13 protein-coding genes are annotated in these 18097 nt (G+C 60.9%); 9 read left to right on the plus strand and 4 right to left on the minus strand.

What is annotated here, in order from left to right:
- Positions 1 to 27 precede the first annotated feature (27 nt).
- Positions 28 to 378: a hypothetical protein gene (locus VB780_RS06475; protein ID WP_323350325.1), complete on the plus strand. Its 351-nt coding sequence runs from the start codon at positions 28 to 30 to the stop codon at positions 376 to 378.
- On the opposite strand, the gene VB780_RS06480 is transcribed toward VB780_RS06475, so the two are convergent.
- The 4 genes from VB780_RS06480 to VB780_RS06495 all read right to left on the minus strand — a co-directional run bounded on the left by VB780_RS06480 (position 379) and on the right by VB780_RS06495 (position 4522).
- Positions 379 to 1365, minus strand: a complete 987-nt coding sequence (locus VB780_RS06480; protein ID WP_323350326.1) for a hypothetical protein — start codon at positions 1363 to 1365, stop codon at positions 379 to 381. It lies immediately after the preceding gene.
- A 51-nt stretch (positions 1366 to 1416) separates the two neighbouring features.
- Positions 1417 to 2547 (minus strand): HAMP domain-containing protein, encoded by a 1131-nt coding sequence (locus VB780_RS06485; RefSeq protein ID WP_323350327.1) that lies wholly within the window; start codon positions 2545 to 2547, stop codon positions 1417 to 1419.
- 181 nt (positions 2548 to 2728) lie between these two features.
- Positions 2729 to 3760, minus strand: coding sequence for a glutaminase A (glsA, locus tag VB780_RS06490; protein ID WP_323350328.1), 1032 nt, complete (start codon positions 3758 to 3760; stop codon positions 2729 to 2731).
- Positions 3761 to 3766: 6 nt separating this feature from the next.
- Positions 3767 to 4522: a MinD/ParA family protein gene (locus VB780_RS06495; protein WP_323350329.1), complete on the minus strand. Its 756-nt coding sequence runs from the start codon at positions 4520 to 4522 to the stop codon at positions 3767 to 3769.
- A 295-nt stretch (positions 4523 to 4817) separates the two neighbouring features.
- Here VB780_RS06495 and VB780_RS06500 point away from each other — a divergent pair, with 295 nt between their 5' ends.
- From VB780_RS06500 to VB780_RS06535, 8 genes are all read left to right on the plus strand, one after another.
- Complete coding sequence (locus VB780_RS06500; protein WP_323350330.1) at positions 4818 to 4949, plus strand: hypothetical protein; 132 nt, start codon at positions 4818 to 4820, stop codon at positions 4947 to 4949.
- A gap of 112 nt (positions 4950 to 5061) precedes the next feature.
- Positions 5062 to 6018: a GNAT family N-acetyltransferase gene (locus VB780_RS06505; protein WP_323350331.1), complete on the plus strand. Its 957-nt coding sequence runs from the start codon at positions 5062 to 5064 to the stop codon at positions 6016 to 6018.
- Between the two features lie 26 nt (positions 6019 to 6044).
- The gene (locus VB780_RS06510) at positions 6045 to 8207 is read left to right on the plus strand and encodes a peptidase domain-containing ABC transporter (RefSeq protein WP_323350332.1); all 2163 of its coding nucleotides are present in this window, start codon (positions 6045 to 6047) and stop codon (positions 8205 to 8207) included.
- Positions 8208 to 8247: 40 nt separating this feature from the next.
- Positions 8248 to 8835, plus strand: a complete 588-nt coding sequence (locus VB780_RS06515) for a DUF4347 domain-containing protein (protein WP_323350333.1) — start codon at positions 8248 to 8250, stop codon at positions 8833 to 8835.
- A 433-nt stretch (positions 8836 to 9268) separates the two neighbouring features.
- Positions 9269 to 9787 (plus strand): phage tail protein, encoded by a 519-nt coding sequence (locus VB780_RS06520; RefSeq protein WP_323350334.1) that lies wholly within the window; start codon positions 9269 to 9271, stop codon positions 9785 to 9787.
- 79 nt (positions 9788 to 9866) lie between these two features.
- Positions 9867 to 11921, plus strand: a complete 2055-nt coding sequence (locus VB780_RS06525; protein ID WP_323350335.1) for a DUF5050 domain-containing protein — start codon at positions 9867 to 9869, stop codon at positions 11919 to 11921.
- 153 nt (positions 11922 to 12074) lie between these two features.
- On the plus strand, positions 12075 to 12221 hold the full coding sequence (locus VB780_RS06530) for a hypothetical protein (protein ID WP_323350336.1): 147 nt from the start codon (positions 12075 to 12077) through the stop codon (positions 12219 to 12221).
- Positions 12222 to 12291: 70 nt separating this feature from the next.
- Complete coding sequence (locus VB780_RS06535; protein WP_323350337.1) at positions 12292 to 18039, plus strand: LamG domain-containing protein; 5748 nt, start codon at positions 12292 to 12294, stop codon at positions 18037 to 18039.
- The last annotated feature ends 58 nt before the right edge of the window (positions 18040 to 18097 follow it).

Raw genomic sequence — 18097 nt, forward strand, 5'->3', positions numbered from 1 at the left:
TTGCACTGCTCCCAAGGAGCTAACCCCATGTCTTCTTCTCACCCTCGGCAAGCCTCTGACCTTTCCGCCCAGGTGCTCGAAACGGCGCTGGGCAACTACATTCTGCTAGAGGTCTATCGCGATGCTGAGCTGCGATCGCCAAACACCGACCCTCAGGGGCGATCGCCAAACACCGACCCTGAGGAGCGATCGCCCCACCCCAGCCCAGATCACTCTGCCCCTCGCCCCGGCCTGTGGTCTACCGCTGCGGTGATCGTACTCGGCGGGCTGCTGACGCTGCTGGCAATCAAGACTACTCCAAGGGCGATCGCATCCCTCTCCACCCATGCCCAAACCACCGTGGCCGAAATGGGCATTCCCACTAGCTGGCGGTTTTAACTACCTGCGCTCAAAGTGGGCGATCAGCGGCTGGGGCGCGCCCAGGCGTTTAACCAGCGCCTCGCGGGCCTCAGGATGAGAACCGCCCCCGTGGGCCTCCACAAACAGGCCAATCGCCTCAGCCATCAGCTCGCGCAGGGCGGCATCGGGTTGGGTGGCCGGGAAATCGACAAACGCCCGGCCTGTGGTGGCATCGAACGGGTCTACAAAGGAAAAGTGGTTGGCCCCCTCTAATAGGAGCAAATAGCTGTCGTCTCTGCCGCCCTGGATCGCTTCGCGGAAGGTGCGCTCAACCGGGGTAGTGGCCCGCTCCCAGGTGACACCATAGCGATCGCAGCTGTTGGCAATCACCCCGTCCTGGGTGCCGCCCATCAGCAGCAGGGGCAGCTGGTCGGGCAGCGGTAAAATTTTGCCCGCCGGGTAGCCCAGCTGCATCACCGCAGCGGTGTGGGCACCGTAGGCAAAGGCGGCGCAGACTGAGGGAAAGAAGGCAGGGCTGACGCTTTCAATCGCCACCCGCCCCCCGGCGGAGTGTCCACCCAAAATGACCCGGTTTAAATCCAGCAAGCCCGCTAGAACACCAGCGTTGTTTAACTGTTCTAGCTCATTGAGCAACGCTGGCAGCGCCGATGCGGTTGGGCCTTGGCCATAGCGCTCGGGCATCAGCATGGCGAGATCGACCCCTGGGGTGAGGGCCACCATGCCGGGCAGGTTTTCGGCTACCCACGAAAACGTCACCGCTACCAGACCCCGCTCCGCCAGGGCGATCGCCAGCCACTGGTAGAGTTCTGGGCCACAATTGATGCCGTTAAACAGAATCACCACTGGGAAAGGGGCTTGCTCTGCATTGGCGGACACAATGCCCAGGTTCTGCTCGCGATCGCCCCCAATCAGCTGGGCCGGGTAGAACACCTTCAGGTGCAGGGTATTGTGGGGGGGAGGTGTGCCATCGACAACGGCAGCGCGAAATAGTGCTCGTACAGTCATGGGATGAAACCTCTCACGTCGGTCATGGGGCTGGAGTTTCTGGGGCAGCCTTCAAGATCGCCAAAAGTCATCGACCCGCAAATGCTTTAGCTGCGCTTTGATTTCCTGGAAGTAGTCGCTTTCGGTAATTTGGGCCACCTGCTTTTGCAGCTTTGCCTGGTCGATCTCGATGGTCAGTTCCCTCAACTGCTGCTTTAACTGGGTTTCGCGCTGTTGCACATGGGTGGCCATGAGTTGAAACATGCGGGCCAGCTGGCCCAGTTCGTCGTCGCGCTGGGCCACGTCATCTAGGCGCTTGGGGTCAAAGGTGCCTGCATCGACGGCGGTGGCAGCGGCGGTGACCTTGTCTACCTGCTCGATGTAGGCCTGCATTTCTAGGTTTTGGTGGCGCAGGGTGGCTTCGGCTCGTTTGCGATCGCCAATCTCCGCCCAAATCTGCCCGTACATCTGCTCAAAGGCGGCGATCACCTCCCCCAGCTCGTCCTGTCGCTGGTAGCGCAGCGAAGCAAATTTTGGTGCGTTGTCATCGCGAGCCACCGCATCCCCCGCTAGGGCCAGGTCGCGGCGCAGGGTCAAAATTGGGGTAATCAACTGCCGACTGAGCAACACCATCATCGCCAGGGTAATGAAGGCGGCGATCAGCAGCACCAGCCCGCTAATTCTGAGCATATAGAACACTAGCGCCCGCTGGGTCCCGTCGGCATCGTGGCGCAGCACGATCCAGTGGTTCTCAGTCAAATCGGGCAACATGCCTTCGCCGATGCCGGTCGTCGTCCAGGCAATGTCGTAGCGGCGGCCCGCTGCCGTGGCGAACAGCTGGCTTCGGTCTTGGCGGGCGTTGGCCGTGGTCAACTCGGGCGATTCCCCAAAGGTTTCGACCAGATTGCCCTCACGGTCGTATACCGCGCCGCCCAAAATGCCCTGGAGCATGGGGTCGCTCTGCAACTGCTGGAGGTGCTCGGCCAGTTCTTCGCCATCGGCGGCGGGGTAGGTGGTGACAATCCAGCGCACCTTGCCAGTGGAGACCTCTTCGATTTGGTCGAGCAGTTCGACCCGGCGGCGCTGCACCGAGGGCACCAGCAAAATCGCCTCGATCGCCACCAGGCTGACGAACATGCCCGCAATAATACGCTGCGACAGGGGCGATCGAAATAGGCGGAGGGTGTCTTTGAGGGGCTGCATGGGTGGGAGTAGGGGTGGATGGGTGGATGGGTGGATGAGGTGATGAGGGGATGGGGGGATTCAAAACTATTGGTCTTATACCAAATCCGAGTCACATAACCCCGATTCCCAAAAGGCCAAACCGTAGGGGCAAACGGTTGTTTGCCCTGCTGAATCGGGGGTAGCCAAGCCGGATTTGGTATTACCAGCTATCGGTGCCTTCACTGCCGTTGATCCAAGCCGCGAGATCGCGGGGCGGGGCGGCCACATTAAAAGGGTGAAGGCCAAATTCTTGGGAGAGGGTCTGGCATACTCGAATGCCGCGCAGGCTGTTGCCCTTGGCGTCGAGGGGGGGCGAAAAGGTGCCGATGCCCAGCTTGCCGGGGGAAACGGCGGTAATGCCGCCGCCGACCCCGCTTTTGGCAGGCATGCCCACCCGGTAGGCCCAGTCGCCCGACGAGTCGTACATGCCGCAGGTGAGCATGACGCTGACCACATCCTGCACGTAGCGCTGGTCGAGGGCGCGATCGCCCGTCACCGGGTTGACGCCGCCGTTGGCCAGCGTCGCCGCCATCAGGCTCAGATCGCGGGCGGTGACCAAAATTGAGCACTGCTGAAAGTAGAGGTCGAGGGTTTCGTCGATGCGATTGCTCACCATGCCAAAGTTGAGCATCAGGTAGGCGATCGCCCGGTTGCGGTTGCCGGTGGCTTTCTCTGAGAGAAACACCGGCACGTCGATGTCGTGGCTGCGGCCCGTGTAGCGGTGAAACATGGCGAGCAGGCGCTTGAGGCGCTCGGTGCCATCTTTGCCTTTGATCAGGTCGGCGGTGGCGATCGCCCCGGCATTCACCATCGGGTTGTAGGGGCGATTGGTGGCCTCATCCAGCACGATGGCGTTAAAGGCTTCCCCCGTCGGCTCGACCCCCACTTTGCTGTTCACATAGTCGCGGCCGTGGTCTTCCAGGGCCAGCCCGTAGACAAACGCCTTAGAGATCGACTGAATGGTGAAGGGCTGGTCGCAGTCGCCCACCTCAAACACCTGCCCGTCAACGGTGGCGACGGCAATGCCAAACCAGCTAGGGTCAGCCAGGGCCAGCTCTGGAATATAGTCGGCCACGGCTCCATCGGTCAAAGACAAATACTGGCGGTGCAGATCGCTCAGGTAGTTGCGAAAGGGCGAGGTCGCCGCCGTAATCGAATCTGCAAAGGCCTTGAGTTCACCGGTATTGGTCATGATGATTTACTCCATAATCTGGCGGGCCACTGCCTGAAATTCCTGCGTCACCGGATGCTCTGGGTAGCGCAGGCAAAACACTCCTTCGCTGGCCAGTTTGACAATGTCCTCCGAGAGGGGAAACAGCCCCGCCACGGGCACGCTGTAGGTCTCTTCGACCTTGTGCCGCAACACCCCAGGTTCCAGGCAGGAAAGGGCTTTATTAATCACAATTTGCACATGGCGCACGTTGAGCTGGCGGGCCACGTCAAGGGTGACGGCGGTGCCCTGGTAGTCTTGCTTGTCGGGCCGCACAATTAGCAGCAAACAGTGGGAAATAGCGATGGTCAAAAAGGTTTCTTTCGACAACCCCGGATGAGTATCGATGAATAAATAATCTAGCTCCAGGGTTTTCACCAGCTGCCGAAAGCCGTCGTTGAGCAGCCGCACATCGTAGCCATCTTTGAGAATGCGGGCGATGTCGTCGGCCTTGCAGCTAGAGGGCACCAAAAACAGCTGTCCATCGCCGCCAAGGCTTAGAGTTTTGCCAATGTCGTAGGCGCTGTCGGCCAGATCGGCCTCGCCCCACAGGTAGCTGTTTAAGGTTTTAGTCATTATCTCTGGCTCTAGGCCAAAGATATTGTGGATGCCCGGAGACGGCATATCGGTGTCGACGACCCCCACCCGGTAGCCCTGCTGGGCCACGGTGGTGGCCAGATTTGCGGTCAAATTAGACTTGCCGGTGCCGCCCCGATAGGAGTGGATTGCAATCACTTTTGGCATGGCTGATCGTCCACAGACGCAGTTACAGAGATATGGCCAAACAAAATGGCCAAACTGGCGGCAGCAAAACATCCGAATAGGTGCCTTCGCTGCATGTCTACGGTGCAACCTGCTCCACAGCCCCGTCAAGATCAGTTCTGGATCAGTTTTAGATCAGTTTTAGATCAGCAATTTCCAGCCATGTACTGATCTAAAACTGATCTTTCGCCGCTGGAGCAATTGGGCCACACTTCAAAAGTACGCAACGTACACCTGTTTCTTCAACGCCTATTCTTCAACACATAAGGAGATCACCATGAACCAGCAAACCCAGACCCAACCAGCGACAAACCAACAGCCCCAGCCCCCGGTAAAGTATCCCGAACTCAGCGATGCTGAGCTAGAGGTAATCTGCGGCGGCGGCAACCTCATCGGAAGAAAGCGGTAGTCAAGGGGGCCTGAGCTCCACCCTGACAGTGGTAGGAAAAGTCAGGCCCGCTGGGGCGTTTAGCAACGGCCCAGCGGACCTGACGCTTAATAGTGTCAGACCGATGAGAACGATGAACTATTCCCCGCTAAGGTCTTCTGCAACAGCGGCTCAGTCGGCCCAGATCATCGACCTGTCTGCAAACCAGGCTTCAGTCTACGAAGCCCTGACCTACCCTCACTTTGCGCCTTTGCTGCACAGCCTGGCGGAGAATGCCAATGTGGTTGCGGTTGGGGCAGAGGTGGAGGGGGTGCCGGTGGGGCTGGCGATCGCCTGCCTGAATCGCCCTGACGACGCTATGCCTAGGCAGGGGCAGGTGCTATCGCTGTTTGTGACCCCTGACCATCGCAATCGGGGGCTGGGCCGTTTGTTGCTCACCCATCTAGAGACCGAACTGGGCGATCGCGGCTGCCAGCAGCTAGAGATTCGTTACCTGAGTAGCCCTCAGTCGCCAGCGTTAGAGCGAATTTTGGTGCAGCAGCAGTGGTTTGCCCCCCAGGCTACGGCTCTGGTGTGCTACGCCTCCACCGATCGCGTCAGGCAGGCCCCACCGCCGCATTTGGTCGATTATTTGGGGCGCTGGCTTGATCGCCTCCCCGCCCATTACCAGTTCTTTCTGTGGACTGAGCTAACGCCAGCGGAACGCACCGACCTAGAGCAGCGGATGCAGGGCGATGGGCTGATGCAACGCTTCAATCCCTTTCTGGACGCTGACCGGCTAGAGCCGTTGAACAGCCTGGGATTGCACTGCGACAATCGCATCATCGGGTGGGTGATCACCTACCGCATCGCCGCTGACACCATTCGCTACACCCAGATGTATGTAGACCCGGCTTCTCAGCCCCTCAGCCGCAGCACCCTACTGCTGGCCAAGGCCATTCAGCTCCAGGTCGAGCAGTTGCCCCACACTAAGGGCACCTTTCGCGTCGATATCGACAACACCCCGATGGTGAGGTTTGTTCACCGCCGCCTCAAGCCCTACTTGGATGAAGTTCGCACAGCCTACTGTGCCATCAAGATCTTGCAATAAATAGTTCTGCCCTAGAGTTTTTTCCCATGACCTACGCCTGGTTATTGCAGCACAGCGGCGAAGACTGCGCCGCCGCCAGTTTGGCCATTGTCGCCCAGCACTACGGGCGATCGCTGCCGATCAATAACCTGCGCGGTTTGGTGGGCACCGGGGCCGGGGGCACCACCCTGCTGGGGCTAAAGCAGGGGGCCGAGACTCTGGGGTTTGCAACCCAGGCGATTCAGGCTGACCCCGAGATTTTGCAGAGCCTCGACGCCCTGCCTGCCATTCTCTACTGGAAGGGCTACCACTTTGTGGTGTTTTACGGTCAGCGGGGCGATCGCTATGTGCTCTCTGACCCCGCCGTGGGGGTGCGCTACATCAGCCGGGAAGAGCTACTGGCGGGCTGGCAGGGCTGTTTCATGCTGCTGCTGACGCCCGACCCAGCCCGGTTTGCTGCCCAGAGTTCAGACCCAGAGCCGATCAACCCCTTTGAGCGGCTGCTTCATCGGCTTTGGCAGCAGCGCAGTATTCTCAAGGGGCTGCTGCCGCTGAATCTGCTGGTGGGGGTGCTGGCGTTGGCAACGCCGCTGCTGCTGCAATTTTTGATCGATCGCGTGCTTACCCCCGGCCATGTTCACTGGCTGCCCCCCGTGGCCCTGGGGGTGATGGCGATCGCCCTGCTCAATAGCGGCCTAACCTGGGCGCAGTCAAATCTGGTGGCGGCCTTTGCCGAGCGGCTTCAACAGAGCCTAAAGCTTGACTTTGGCCAGCAGGTCTTGCATCTGCCGTTGACTTACCACGAGGCCCGCCGCAGCGGCACGGCGATTCACCGCCTGGCAGATATTCAGCAGATTAACCAGGTGATTTCGCAGCTGGTGATTGAGCTGCCGATCAAAGGGTTTATTGGTCTGGTAGCCCTGGGGCTGATAGTTATCTACAGCTGGCCCTTGGGTCTGCTGACCCTGGCTCTGGCCCTCGCCATGATGGCGGTGACCCTGGCGTTTCAGCCCACTCTGCGTCAGGCGACCCACCGCGCCTGTGTGACCGCTGGCGACAATGCGGGCCTGCTGTCGGAGGCATTTAACGGAGCGCTGACCCTCAAGATGATGGCGGCGGCTCCCCAGGTTTACCCTGAGCTACAGCAGCGATCGCATCAGGAGTCGCAGCACAACCTGCGGGCGGCCCGCATTCGCATTGCCAACACCACAATTACGGAGGCGATCGCGGGCCTTGGCACCGTGGTGCTGCTGTGGCTGGGCAGCAGTCTGGTGTTTCGGGGGCAAATCACCATCGGCACCCTGGTGGCCATCTATGGCTTGAAAGAGGGGGTGTTGCAGTGGGCCACCGCCACCGTCAAACTGATCGGCGACTGGAGCCAAATTAAAGCGATTACCCGCCTGCTGGCTGAGCTGTTTGAATATACCCCCGAGAGCCAGGGGGATGCTGCTAAACCCTGGATTCCGCTGGCCCCCGCCGCCGATATTCACCTTAAAAATGTCTCGTTTCACTATCCGGGGCGGCGCACCCTGATTGCTCACCTCTCGGCGCACATTCCTGGCGGGCAGGTGGTGGCGCTGATTGGCCCATCGGGCTGCGGCAAAAGCACCCTGGCCAAGCTGCTCACCGGGCTATATCCCCTGCAAGCTGGCGAGATCTGGCTGGGCGAGCATCCCCTGGCTGACTTGCCGCTGCACTGTCTGCGCCAGCAGGTGGCCCTAGTGCCCCAGGAGGCGTTCTTTCTGCACCGCTCTATTGTGGAAAACTTTCGCCTCGCCGCCCCCAACGCCACAGTGCCAGACATCGTGGCCGTCTGTGAGATCGCCGGAGCCGATGAGTTCATTCGGCAGATGCCCCAGGGCTACGACACGGTGCTAGGGGCCGTGGGGGCAAATATCTCGGGAGGGCAAAAGCAGCGGCTGGCGATCGCCCGCGCCCTGCTCAACCACCCGCCCGTGCTGATTTTAGATGAGTCGACCGCCAACCTCGACCCGCTGACCGAAACTGATGTGCTAGAGCGGGTGCTGGCCCACCGCCGAGGGCAGACCACGATTTTAATCAGCCATCGCCCCCAGGTGATTCGCTACGCCGACTATATTGTCATGCTCGACCAGGGCCAACTGCAATTTAGCGGCCCGCCCCAGGCGTTTTACCCCGCCCATGATGCGCCCCTGGCCCAGGCGTTTTTGCATCAAACGGTGCTCAGTTAACCCTTCTGTTTCCGGCCAAGCCCATCTTAAGGAGGCTGCCATGTTATCGACTTCCTCAGTGAATACCCCAGCCAGACTGTCGCTGCCGCCAGGACAAGATTTGGTGGTGATCAGCACTGAGCTAGCAGGCTATCGGTTTTTGGCGCAGAATGTGCCCCCTCAGGCGGAGGTATTGCTGCTGAGCCGAGGGCGAGATGGCGTGACGGCGATCGCCCAACAACTGGCCACCCTGCCTCCGACTTGCCGCCTGCATCTGGTGACACCGGGCGGAGCGGAGGGCCTACACCTAGGCAGTGTTGCCCTCCACTACGACAACTTGCCCAGCTATGCCAGGGCGCTGTGTCTGTGGCGATCGCACTTGACCCCCCGCGCAGAAATCTTGATCTACAACGGTGAAATGGCTCGCACTGAGGCGGGCAAGTTGCTGATCGATGTGCTGCACCACCTGACCGGGGCGGCGATCGCCGCCTGCACCACCCCACCCAATGCCGCCTTTCCCGAGGGCCGCTGGGAGCTAGATTGTGCGACCTCATCACTATCGCCTTCGCTGGCGCTGCCCCTAGAGCTAGTCAACCTTAGCTTTGGGCACCGTCACCCCCCTGATCTACGGCGGGTAGCTCCCCCCTGATCGATATTGCAGACTATCTGATCTACCCGCCACCTGCATTAGCACCTCACATAAATCACTTAGAAATATGGCAGATAAAACTTTTTTGATCTGCCATTTTCGCTTGCAAATTCAAATTTAAACAGCTTTGGTTGCCGCATCCTAAATTCAGGAAAATAGCTGTATATCCTCAAATGCTTGACAACTAAGGATTGCAGATATATTGGCATATAAAAAATATTTTTACTTTGTTTTATTTCAGGTATTTCTCAGTGACTTCTCAGGTTTTCAGAGCATTCTTTTCCGTAATTGACTTTGCGATTTCTGTAGCCTAACTTGAAGGATTCGTTAAAGAGAAAATTTAATATAAGTGCTTATATTGCCGCTATTAAATTTTTCGAATCTGCAAGATCGACTCTTTAGAAAATTTTGTATATCCAGGAAGATTGCTCCTATGTCCGACCCTTTTATCGGCGAAATCCGCATGTTTGCTGGCAACTTTGCCCCCCGTGGCTGGGCGTTCTGCAATGGCCAACTGATGCCCATCAGTCAAAACACGGCGCTGTTTTCGCTGCTGGGTACCACCTACGGCGGCGATGGCCGAGTCACCTTTGCCCTGCCCGATCTGCGGGGGCGTGTGCCCCTCCACGCCGGGCAGGGAGCTGGTCTGAGCGACTATCCCCTGGGCAGCCGGGGAGGTGTGGAGCAGGTGGCCCTCACCACCGAGCAACTGCCCGCCCACAGCCACGCCCTGCTGGCCAGCGACGCCGACAGCGACCAGCGCACCCCCGCCAATCACATTTTGGCTATGCCCGAAGAAACCCCGATCTACAGCGCCAGCAACCCCACCGCAGCGATGGCCAACGGTGCGATCGCCCCCACCGGCAGCAGCCAACCTCACGAAAACCGCCCACCCTACCTCGCCATGAACTACATCATCGCCCTGTTCGGCATCTTTCCATCGAGGCAGTAACCCACCCCTACCCGTCCCGCCCTTGGGCAGACACGTTGGTCTGCCCCTACCCGTCCACTCATCCAATCCTCTACTCCCCATGAACCCCCAACTCTTCTGGACTCTCCCCGGCCTGATCGACATCCTGGCCCGCGCCAATGCCGACGGGACCGAGTTAGAAACCCTGCTCAACAACACTCAGCTCAACAACCCCAACGGCATTGCCCTAGATTTGCAAAATGGCCATGTCTACATCGTGGATTCCGGGGCGGGCGATCGCATTCTACGCACCAACCTCGACGGCTCTGATCTGCAAGTGATTGTGGCCAACGCGGGCGACAACCCCGCCGACATTGCACTGGATCTAGTCAACGGCCAGATCTACTGGACAATCCCCGGCACCACTGACCAAGTGCGACGGGCCAATCTGGATGGCTCGAATGTCGAAACCGTGCTGGATTCGGTATCGCTGAACAATCCCAACGGTATCGCGCTGGATGTAGTCAGTGGTCATATCTACATTGCCGATGGTGGGGCAGGCGATCGCATCCTTCGCGCCAACCTCGATGGCTCAAATGTGCAGGCGATCGTGGCCGATGCGGGCGACAACCCCGCTGACCTGGTGCTGGATTTGGTCAACAGTCAGATCTACTGGACCATCCCCGGCGCAACAGACGAGGTGCGGCGCGCGAACCTGGATGGCTCCAACATTGAAACCATTCTCGACGCCAGCATTCTCGAAAACCCCAACGGCCTTGCTTTAGATGTGGACGCTGGACAACTCTACATCGCTGACGGCGGCGCGGGGGATGTGATTCTGCGGGCCAATCTGGACGGCAGCAATCCAGAAGCGCTGCCCATCGACGCTGGGGATAACCCGACCGGGCTAGCGATCGCGATCGCAGACCCAGTCCAGCCCCCCGCCCCCATCCAGGTCAGCGTCTTTGCCGAACCCGACACGCCTCTGTCTGAGGCTGAGCAAACCCCTGGTGCATTTATCTTTCGCCTCAGCGCTCCGGCCCCGGCGGGCGGCCTGGTGATTGGCTTTCAGGCCGCCGACACCGACCCTGACCCCGACTCGCGGGATGTCACCATCGGCGGCCCCGGCACCACCAACATTGACGGCTTCACCATTCGGCCCGTCCCTGGCTTGACCTCCACCGTCACCGTCAGCGAGGGAGCCACCGAGGCTCGACTGGTCGTTACTCCATTTCTCGATGGCCTGATCGAAGGCTCCGAAACCATTTCGCTCATCCTACTACCCGGAACCGGCTACACCGTGGACAGCGAAAGGGTGACAACAGAGTTAACCATTCTGGATGGCGATCGCCCCGCCCCGCTAGACGGCAGCGGCGGACAAAATCTGTTCACCGCTGAGCTGAATACTACCCTCACCGTGAAGATTTTTGGCGGTGTGGGTCTGGGCGCAGTGCCAGCGGCGGGTCTGGTGGATGAAATCGACACCCTGCGCTTTGTGGGCGAGGGGCTGACGGCAGAAAACCTGCTGTTGACCCAGGCGGGCAGCGACCTGCGGATCAGCTTTGAGGGCGTTCCCGGCACGGGGGCGATTCTGCGCGATTTTGCCCTAGAGGATTTGGACAACCTGCCCGGCGGCGAGGGCAATATCCTGTTCGACGGCGACACCAAGATTGTGGACAGTTTTGACGTGTTCGACGCCGATTCTACCCGCAGCCGCATCTTTAACCGCGACACCGTCACCTTCCTCAACGACCTCGACAACGTAGTCCGGGGCTTTGACGGCTCCGATGACGTAATTAACGGCCAGGGCGGCGACGACATCATTCTCGGTCTCAGCGGCGATGATGTGCTGCGCGGCGGCGAGGGCGACGACATTCTTGACGGCGGCCTGGGTAGCGATGGGAAGACGGGCGGCCCTGGTGCCGATACCTTCCGCTTTGGGGCTGACCTGATCGCCAGTAGCGGCGGCGATGGGGATGTGATTACCGACTTTGAGGTGAGCGATCGCATCGACTTCAGCGGCTTTTTGGGCGCGGGCGGCGGGTTCTCGCTGGCGGTGCTGAGCGATCGCCTGATCGCTAACCTCAGCACCGGCGACACCGTGACCGTGCTGGGCGATCTAACGGCAGCCTCGGCGCAGTTGGTGCCGCTGGCGACGGCGGTGGCGATCGCCTAACTCCCGTAGGGTGGGCACTGCCCACCTTCAACCTATTTCTCTTCCACCTAACTCAGGCAACCTTGCCCGCATGGAATCGGGCAAGGAGATCGGATTACAGCCAAGGCCAATGGTGGGCATTGCCCACCCTACCCATTGTTTTGGAGGTTTTTGATGAAACGCCAGCCATTTTTTCTAGCAAAACAATCCCAGGTCAACATTTTGCGCGGTGAGCCTCCCCTGAGGCATACCGCCCCATTGGTGCCGCTGCTGCCGCGCCAACCCAACAATCCATTGGCCGAGTTGAGCGGCGAAATCTGAGCTTTACTCATCCACCCATCCACCCCCTTACCCATTCACCCATCCACATCTAAACAAAGGAGACATTCCCATGCAAATTGACCGCAACAACCTTCAACACCTGACTTCTGTGCAGCACCAGGGACTCGTGTTCTTGTTCGGCATTGATACCAATCGCGACATCTACTACGCCGTGCGGCGCACCCCGGCGGCACCGACTGAGCCGGTGGAAACCCCTGAAACAACTGACACCGAAGTAACCGACACCGAAACGGCGGAGCCTACGGCCCCCGTTGCCACTTCCCAGTGGGGTGAGTGGGTGCGGCTGCCCCTGCCGGTGGATCAACCCGATGAGTCGGTGATTCAGCGGGAGCGGGAAGAAGGTGTGGATCAGTGGGTGCGATCGCAGTACAGCACCGCCACCCGCACCGCCCTGGCTCCCATTCAGGTGCTCTCCGATGGCGAGCATTTGTTTGTCTTCCGTCAGTCCACCGATAACACGTTATTGGTAGACCGCTTTTTGCTCGACGGCGGCACCGAGCGGCTGGTGCCCAAGCTAGAGGTGCGTTTTAAGCGCAGCCGCCAGCGCTTTACCCCAGCCCAGCCCCAGGGCTTAGGCGGCAGCCAGTCCTTCGACACGCCCGACTTCCGCGACTTTGCGGGCAACTTTTTCTTTGAGCCCACCCAAGAACTTCGCCTGGCGCAGAACCTCACCCAGGGCTGGTTTTCGGTGGTGCTGACCAACACCAGCGAGCATGAGGTCAGCCGCTGGCACCTCTTTGTCCACAACGGTGAGACCGGGCGGATTGAGCTGTTTTCTGTGAGGCGATCGCGCGATCGCCTGTTTGACCTGGCCGACGCCACCGTCGAAGAAGGCAGCCTGGAAGACCCCCAGCCCCGCCAGATTCCCGGACTGATCAAGCGCACGCTGATCCTGCGGGATGACGCCGGGGAGGAGTTGACCGCCACCGAGGCCCCTACCGCCACACGCTTTTGCCTGCAAAGCGAGATGACCACCCAGGATGGCGACACCTCGTTTATTAAAGCGGGGGTGCGGGTGATGCTGGCGGTGCCGGTGCGGATGCTGGGGGCTACCGATCCCCAAACCACCCTGGCATCGCTGATTTTTGGCGTCCGCACCGATGGCACCCTGGCCCAGATCGACGACCTGCCCCAGGAGACCCTGCTGCTGGAGAACAACCGCGATATTCTGCTGCCTGCCGACGTGCTGCAACAGGTGCGCGGTGTGAGCGGCGACCAAACCTCTGACCCCGACGACAGCCGCCCCAGCTTCACCTTTGACGGGGTGGATGACTACATTGATGTGGGTTCAGACCGTTCCCTTGAGCTGGCCCGTAACTTTGCGATCGAAGCCTGGGTGCATCCCGTCGCCGAAAAAGAACAGTGGATCGTTGCCAAGCAGGGCAGCTACGCCCTGGGCCTGGTGGAGGGCACCCCGGTGTTTGTCACCAACGACGGTGAGCGGCACCAGATGGAGAACGTCTCTATTCCGCTCAACACCTGGACTCACCTGGCGGCGGTGCTCGATCGCCGCAACACTCTATATATTTATGTCAACGGCGAACTGGCCGACACCTACGAGGGCGCAACCCCGGCCCGCCCCAGCGGCTTCAGCGCCAAGATCGGCGTGCAAGATCCCAGTTCTGAGTCGGGCTTCTGGGAGGGCTGGTTAGCCGAAGTGCGAGTTTGGAATGTGGCGCTGAGCGAGCTGGAGATTCAGCAGCGGATGGGCGATCGCCTGCTCGGTCGCGAACTGGGCCTGGTGGGCTACTGGCCGCTGATGGCCCTGGCCAATGGCGAAACCGTGGACTTTTCTCCGGAGTCGAATACCGGGCGGGTGTTTGGGGCCTTCCCCACCGGACGGCGGATTGGGCGGCGGGTGGGTCGCCGCAACGCCGAGGCCTACCGCTACGGCGAGGTGTTTAGCGTGGTGCAGGGGGCGACCTATCTGAAGACCTTTGAGTACCGCACCGACGCACCGATTTTGCCCTTTGATGAATCTGAAGAAGCCTTTGAGGTTGTGTTTGAGGGGCTGACGGGTGGACGGAATGGTGAAGCCACCGACCCCATCATTGTTCCGGCCCAAATTCGGCCATTGGATGCTGCTAACGACGACGGCTGGCGGGTAGCCCAGGCTCGGTTCACCATTCCCGAGGGCATGACCCATCTGCGCCTGTTTCACATCACCGCTCCCGGTGGGGTGTGGGGCACTCTGGAACTGCGCCGCCACCGAGTAGAACAACTGGCCAGCACTGTCACCCAGGCCGAGTTTGTCGATGAGGTGATGCTGCCTGCCCTGGTCGGTGGGTTTGACCAGGCCGAGCAGGCCCTCGACGAGCTGCGCCCTTTGGAGCAGGAAGAGGCAGGGCTGATCCGCGAAATCTCGGAGCTAGAATCGCTGATTGCTGAAGAAGACCCCGCTGGCATGTTGACCCAGCAGGTGGCAGCCCAGCGCCAGACCGTAGCCCGGCTGACCACCGAGCAGCGGGCGGCCTCCCGTCGCCTGGGGGAGGAGGAACTCAACCCGTTCAACTTCTATGCCGAGATTAATCCCGGCGATCGCGCCGGGGTGCGGTTGCAGTACGACGCCATTCGCCGCGCCAATAGCCCCGACCTCTCTCTGCGGCCCAGCGACTTCAGCACCGCCCAGCGTTGGCAAATCCGGCCCTTGAATGTCACGGCTACGGGGCGTACGCTGGTCAGAATTCATCCCCAAAACAGCTTGTCGTTGGTGCTGACCGCCGACAACAGCGGCAGCGGCACCTACACCGGCCTCTCAGTGCAGCCGCTGCGACAGCCCCCCGCTCTGATCTATCAAAACTGGTCGCTGGAATTTTTGCAGCAGGGCAACCCGGCTCGGGTGCAGTTTCGCCAGCGCCAGCCCGATACCGCGAATCCGGTCTTAGACACCTATTTGCTGGTGGTGCGTGCCAACGGTAGCCTGACCGCCGAACCCGTCGATAGCTTTGCCCGCAACGGCAGCGTGGGCGACTGGCTGCTGATCAACACCGGCATTTTGCACGATGAGGGACGAGCTGCGATCGCCGCCGCCCGCGACACCTTCAACGCCCTGGATGCCCAGCTCATCGCTGCCCAGGCCGACCTCGCCCGTCTGGAAGCCCGCCTAGCCAACGTGGATAGCCTCGAACCCCAGCTCGCCGCCGCCCGTCTGCGCCTCAATGAGGTGCAAGACCGCATTCGTACCCTGCGCCAGACCTACCTGGATCAGGTAGCCGCCCTCAGCAACCAAGCTCAGGTGCTACCGATTATCCCCACCACCAGCGGCGGCACCGTCCAGGCAGGACTGCTTGACTTTGCTGCCCCAGCCGGAGCCGTCACTAGCTACGAAAGCGTCGAAGGGGCGGTGCATCTAAATTTCTTCGATAGCCGGAACCGCCTTCGCACCACGGTTTACGATGCGGTGGCCGAAGTCTGGCGGCCCAACATTCCCGGCACCTGTCTCGCCTTTGAGGCCGACGCCGACGCTTCCGGTCGCCTCGAAATCAGCAACTTTGGGGAAGATGCTCTGAGCCGCTTTACCCTCTCCGGCTGGGTACGCACCCAAACTACCGCCGCCGCCGCCTGGCTTGACTACCGCCATGAGGACAGTCGTTTACGGGTGTTCAATCCCCAAAATCTCCAGGTCACCATCAACGACCAGACCACTCCTCCCACGGCGATCAATCTGGCCGATGGCGCGTGGCACTGGCTAAGCGTCACCTGGCGCGGGCAAGACGGCCAATTGCAGATTTATGTGGATGGGGCGATCGCCTACGCGGGCGAACTTGCCCCCAACGCTCGGATTCTCGCGGGCGGCACCCTCACCGTTGGGGCCGATGGGGATGGCACTACGCCCTGGATCGGCTTCTTAGAGAGCTTGCAGATCTGGGACGAGGCTCTGGGCGCGGACGAACTTCAGGCTAACCAGCACCTGCCCCTGACCGGCAACGAGCCAGGGCTGCTGGGCTACTGGCCCCTGGAGGATCTGGGGCAGGAGCAAATCCGCGATCGCTCGCCGAATAACCACCACGGCACCCTGGTTGGCGCGGTGCAGCTGGCCCCCTCCACCGCCCCCATCGGGATGATTGCCGCCGAGGCGGCTACGGTGGTCGCCAATGAATACCCCACCCAGGAGGTGAATGAACTCGGCGAAGCCGTGGGGCTGATGCGGCGCTTCTACGCCTTGATTCAGCCGGAGGCGATCGCCCTGCTGCAAGACCAGCGCATCGAAAGCCTGGAGGTTCGCTGGGTCGGCAATGCCCAGTTTGACCCCACCCTGCTGGGCTACATCGAAGGGGCACCCCCCGTGCCCAGCGAAAACCTCACCGAGGCAGAGAGCTACGACGGCACCGCTGCCGTACAGCTCAACGCCACCGAAAACGTCAGCTACAGCTGGACCCGCAGCCAGGAAGCCGGGCTGGGCATCGATGTCAACGCCATCCTCGGTACCGCCGCCGAGGCATCGTTTGGGGTGGCGGTAACCACCTCTCTCTCTGGGGGCTTTGGCTTTACCGGTAACCTCTCTAGCACCTACAGCCTGCTCGACGAAGGCACCGTCACCCTCGATATTGCCACGGCCTTACAGGATCGGCTCTCCCTGCGGGGCAGCCCCGAAACCACCGCGCGCTTCGCCCGCCTGGGTCGGCGCTATGTGCCCAAAAACGTGGGCTATGCCCTGGTCGTGTCGTCCCTGGCGGATGTGTTTGTGCTGCGGTTGCGCCGCAGTCGGCGCATGGTGTCGTACCAGGTGGCCCCGGTGCCCGATCTACCGCCCCAGGTCAACACCGTCACCTTTTTGATCAACCCCGCCTACCAGCAAAACGGCACCCTCGATGGCCAGGTAGGCACCGAGGCGGCGGATGACCGCTTCTACGCCGCAGTCCCCAGCCTGCGCGCCCAGTACGGCTCCCAGTTCCCGGCCAGCTACTTCCGCATTCGCGAAGCGGCTGAGCTAGAGGCCCAAATTCGCCGTCAAGACCGGGAGCGGGAGGCCATCTTTGTCAACTACAACAGCCGCGCCATTGAAGGCGGGGCCGCCAACCGCTCCACCGAAAACGCCACCGAAAACAACATCGAGCAGGTGGCGGCCAATGTGGGGTCGGCGATCGCCTCGACGGTAGAGTCGGTGCGTTCTGGCGGCAGTGCCGACGGCTGGCAGCAGCGGCTAGAGCAGCTCTTGATTGACGCCCGCAAGCGCAACATCGTCAACACCTATGTGTGGGATGGCGACGGTGGCCTGCGCTCTGAAACCCAGGAGTTTGCCGACACCATCGAGCAAACCATTGGCGGCAGTTTCTCGCTCGATGGGGGGCTGGGCATTACCGGGTTTGTGCAGGGGCTCGGCGTTTGGGTAAATTTGACAGCCCTGGCCACGGCTCACATTACCCAGCTGTCTACCAAAACCGAGAGCCGCAGCCGGGGCTTTAGCCTGGAGGTGGAGCTAGGGGGCGAAAGCCGGGGCATCACCACCCTCAACGATACCCCGGTGCTGCCGGGCGAAAAGGTCGATCGCTATCGGTTCTCCAGCTTTTATCTGGAGCCGGATACGGGGCACTTTGGCGACTTCTTTCACCAGGTGGTAGACCCCGAGTGGCTGATGAGCAACGACGAAGAGGCCCGCGCTCTGCGCCAGATCAACATGGTGCGGCCCAACCCGGTGTGGCGGGTGCGGCACCTGGTGACGTTTGTGGAGCGCCCGGCTCTGCAAGGGTTTGGGGCAGCTCAGGCAGCGACGGTGGCAAGCCCTCCGGCGGCGGTGGCCCCCGCCGCCACCAACGGCAACGGTCGCCGAGCGGTCGCGGCCAGCGCTGAACGGTAGGTCATACCAACGGCAAATCGGGCTGCGCTCTTTCCCCCAGGGTTGGGGAGAGCGCAGC

The organism is Leptolyngbya sp. CCNP1308, from assembly GCF_034932455.1.
Taxonomy (GTDB): domain Bacteria; phylum Cyanobacteriota; class Cyanobacteriia; order Phormidesmidales; family Phormidesmidaceae; genus Nodosilinea.

Bases quoted from the DNA above. Each gene is read 5' to 3' on its own strand.
- VB780_RS06530 (WP_323350336.1), top strand. From the start codon at position 12,075: ATGAAACGCCAGCCATTTTTTCTAGCAAAACAATCCCAGGTCAACATT.
- VB780_RS06500 (WP_323350330.1), top strand. From the start codon at position 4,818: ATGAACCAGCAAACCCAGACCCAACCAGCGACAAACCAACAGCCCCAG.
- VB780_RS06495 (WP_323350329.1), bottom strand. From the start codon at position 4,522: ATGCCAAAAGTGATTGCAATCCACTCCTATCGGGGCGGCACCGGCAAG.
- VB780_RS06525 (WP_323350335.1), top strand. From the start codon at position 9,867: ATGAACCCCCAACTCTTCTGGACTCTCCCCGGCCTGATCGACATCCTG.
- glsA (WP_323350328.1), bottom strand. From the start codon at position 3,760: ATGACCAATACCGGTGAACTCAAGGCCTTTGCAGATTCGATTACGGCG.
- VB780_RS06520 (WP_323350334.1), top strand. From the start codon at position 9,269: ATGTCCGACCCTTTTATCGGCGAAATCCGCATGTTTGCTGGCAACTTT.
- VB780_RS06505 (WP_323350331.1), top strand. From the start codon at position 5,062: ATGAACTATTCCCCGCTAAGGTCTTCTGCAACAGCGGCTCAGTCGGCC.
- VB780_RS06510 (WP_323350332.1), top strand. From the start codon at position 6,045: ATGACCTACGCCTGGTTATTGCAGCACAGCGGCGAAGACTGCGCCGCC.
- VB780_RS06480 (WP_323350326.1), bottom strand. From the start codon at position 1,365: ATGACTGTACGAGCACTATTTCGCGCTGCCGTTGTCGATGGCACACCT.
- VB780_RS06475 (WP_323350325.1), top strand. From the start codon at position 28: ATGTCTTCTTCTCACCCTCGGCAAGCCTCTGACCTTTCCGCCCAGGTG.
- VB780_RS06485 (WP_323350327.1), bottom strand. From the start codon at position 2,547: ATGCAGCCCCTCAAAGACACCCTCCGCCTATTTCGATCGCCCCTGTCG.
- VB780_RS06535 (WP_323350337.1), top strand. From the start codon at position 12,292: ATGCAAATTGACCGCAACAACCTTCAACACCTGACTTCTGTGCAGCAC.
- VB780_RS06515 (WP_323350333.1), top strand. From the start codon at position 8,248: ATGTTATCGACTTCCTCAGTGAATACCCCAGCCAGACTGTCGCTGCCG.